General features: G+C 33.7%; 3 protein-coding genes. 2 read left to right on the plus strand and 1 reads right to left on the minus strand.

What is annotated here, in order from left to right:
• The first annotated feature begins 2 nt into the window (after positions 1 to 2).
• Positions 3 to 167 carry a T9SS type A sorting domain-containing protein gene (locus ACY651_RS04465; RefSeq protein WP_462250125.1) on the plus strand — a complete coding sequence of 55 codons (165 nt, stop codon included), beginning with the start codon at positions 3 to 5 and terminating at the stop codon, positions 165 to 167.
• Between the two features lie 435 nt (positions 168 to 602).
• Positions 603 to 1,973 (plus strand): protoporphyrinogen/coproporphyrinogen oxidase, encoded by a 1,371-nt coding sequence (locus ACY651_RS04470; RefSeq protein WP_462250121.1) that lies wholly within the window; start codon positions 603 to 605, stop codon positions 1,971 to 1,973.
• Between the two features lie 54 nt (positions 1,974 to 2,027).
• Here ACY651_RS04470 and ACY651_RS04475 read toward each other — a convergent pair whose 3' ends face one another.
• Positions 2,028 to 2,981, minus strand: a complete 954-nt coding sequence (locus tag ACY651_RS04475) for a class I SAM-dependent methyltransferase (RefSeq protein ID WP_462250123.1) — start codon at positions 2,979 to 2,981, stop codon at positions 2,028 to 2,030.
• Between the last annotated feature and the right edge of the window lie 138 nt (positions 2,982 to 3,119).

Below are 3,119 nucleotides of genomic sequence, written 5' to 3' on the forward strand. Positions count from 1 at the left end.
CAATTAACGATCAGCAGGGAAAAATGATTTACCAAAAACAGCTACCAGCAACTAATGGTAATATAAGAGAGAAAATAGACATGAGCAGGTTTGCTGCAGGAGCTTATTTTGTAACTGTTTATTTTAACAGCCAGGAAAAGCAGACTTTGAAAATAATAAAAAATTAAATTCTTATAATTATAAATTTAAAAAGGAAGCCCGTCAATAAGGCTTCCTTTTTAAATTTAACAATAACGGCTTTAATGGAGTAGATTATAAATATATTTTTAATTTTATGTTTACTATAGAGATTTAGAATTTTTTAAAAATTAAAAAATCTCTATTTGTGGTATTGCAAAAGTTAAATTATTTAATTAGTTTAGCTTTTATTTAGTCAGATACAGTTAGTAAACCCCATATCAAACAAAAACCTTTTATTCCTCTCCCCTTAATTACTTAGTTTGATATTGCTTTAGATGCATAGCATAATTATTTTTTACAATAAAATTACAGTTGAATATTTTCACTTTAATTATTTGTAATAATTGTTTTGCAGCATAAGCAAATTTAAAAGATTCACTTAAACCCAGATATTTCACTTAACCCGAATAATCTTATTAATTATGAAACCAGGTAAACCAGTCGCCATTATTGGTGCAGGTATTGCAGGATTAACTGCAGCCAATTTTCTATACCGTAACAATATTCCTTTTATCCTTTACGAAGGTGGCAAAAAAATTGCCGGATTAGCTACAAGTTTTAAAGATAAAGAAGGATTTAGCTACGATTTTGGGGCACATTTTATCACAAATCGATTAGCCAATGCCGTTGGTATTGGTTCTGATTGTAAATTGGTAAAACATTACGGTGAAGCAGTTTGGCTAAATAATAAAAGTTATAATTACCCATTTGGGCTGGTAAAAATTCCAAGAATGAGCTTTGGCTGGTTAGCCGACAGGTTGAAAGCAATAGGAAAAAATAACAAACCTGAGTCTGCAGCTGATTGGTTTCGCCAACGTTATGGATCTGTTTTGGCAGATGAAGTAGCTTTGCCTTTGCTGGAAGCATGGTCTGGTGCACCAGGAGAAAAATTAGCAGCTTCATTAGGAGACGGTTTATTTGGAGGAAGTACCTTAAGAACTTTTTATCTTAAAACTGCTGGCAAATTAACTGGCCGTGCAGTTGCATGTGGTTACAACAGGGAAAAGCCCGAAACCCCACAGGTATGGCATGTTTATCCAAACGGAGGTATTTCTACTTTATGTGAAAAATTAGCCGAAGGCCTTGATGATTTTATCAAACTTGAATCACCAGTAGATGCAATTTTGGTTGAAAATGAGAAAGTAATTGGAGTAAAAGTTAATGGAGTTATTCAGGAAGTATCAGCAGTTATCAGTACAGCGCCTGCTAATATTCTGGCAAAACTGGTTAAGGGTACTGCAGCATTGGAAGGTGCCTCACAGTTTCGCTACAGGCCCATGGTTTTTATAAATTTAAAATTTGAGGGCCGAAATATTTTACCCGATACCGTAATGTGGTTTCCTGAAAAACAATTTCCTTTCTTCCGCCTTACTGAGGCGCCAATTTCAATGCCTTGGTTAGCACCAGAAGGCAAAACAATTATTACTGTAGATATTGGTTGCGAAAAAGGGGATGATATTTGGGCAATGGATGATGAAAAACTGGCAGAACTTTGTTTAGAACATATTACCTCTATAATACCAGATGCTAAAAAGAAATTTTTAGGCAGCAATGTTTTAAGAACCCCAATAGCTTATCCTGTTTTTTTAAATGAATATGAAAAGGAGCGTAAAGATTTTGAGCAATCTACAAAAGTAGAAAATCTTTTGAGTGTAGGGCGCAATGGCGAATTTTCGCACATGTTTATGGAAGATGTTTACTGGCGTACACAGAAAAAAGTAAAACATTTAATTGAAAAAATGGGTAAAGAACCTAAAATAATTGTAAGGCACAATGTGATACCTGTTTATTAAAGAGAAGAATTAAAAATATGTACAAAGCAATAAAACACTAAATTTTTTAAATTATTATATCGGTTTTTTTAGAAAGGCACGCAATAAAGCCCCTTTTTTAAACTTTTGCAATACAATATCAAGTACAGTAAAAGCGGCTAATGAAACTGTTGATTTTAGTGTAAAGCGTTTAATAAGCCAGCCTGGCGCATTTTTATCAACCAGCCAGTTATGAATAGTATAAACCCAATTTACAGGGCTAACCTGTGTAGTTATTAAATCAACTTCAAAGCCAGTTTTTTGCGCAAGTTTACTTAAAGAATTTTTGTTAAATAAATTCCAGTGCCGGGGAAAATGATAGCCTCCCCAATATCTTTTTTTAAAAAATTTAAAATCAAGTGAATCTGTATTATCAGTTACAATTACTAACCTGCCTCCGGGTTTCAGCAATTTATAAATACCTTTCAGCACTTCATCAGGTTTTTCTACATGTTCAATTGTTTGAATAGTAAATGCCAAATCGTAAGTATTTGCTGGTAAGTCAATTGATTCAACACTTCCCTGATGAACTACTAATCCTGATTTTTCAGCCATTTCAATGGCCCGTTTATCCATATCTATCCCTTCAAGTGTCCAGGATTTTTTTCCATACTTACGAAGCAGGTTTAAATGAAAACCATCACCACAACCCACATCCAAAATTTTACCATTGGTTGGAACTTCCTGGCAAAATACTAAAAGCCGTTTAGCTTCTAACCAGGAACGGATTTTATGAACAAAGCCAAATTCTTCTTCCGAGAAATCAAAGGCATGATAATTTTCAGGATAAATTTTTTCGAACTCAGAAACATTCGGACGTGGGTTTAAATACACTAAACCGCATGTATTGCATTGTACCGCCGAAAAAATATCGGCACTGCAATCATATTCATAATCTTCGCCGCTGCCTGCATGTTGTATATTGTTTGTCTCACAAATACAACATTGAACCTTAACCAGGTTAAGCAGATTATTGGTTAAATGTTTCATTTTACTACTTCTAAATATTTAGACTGCTCAAAATAATTACACCCTGAAAAAAACCGGGATAAATACCATTTTTAAATAAATATTGTTGGTGAATTATTTTTTTTCAAGCCGCCTTACCCTTAAAAAGAGTTTTGGGCT

The organism is Ferruginibacter sp., from assembly GCF_031391665.1.
In the GTDB taxonomy this organism is placed as follows: Bacteria; Bacteroidota; Bacteroidia; order Chitinophagales; family Chitinophagaceae; genus Ferruginibacter.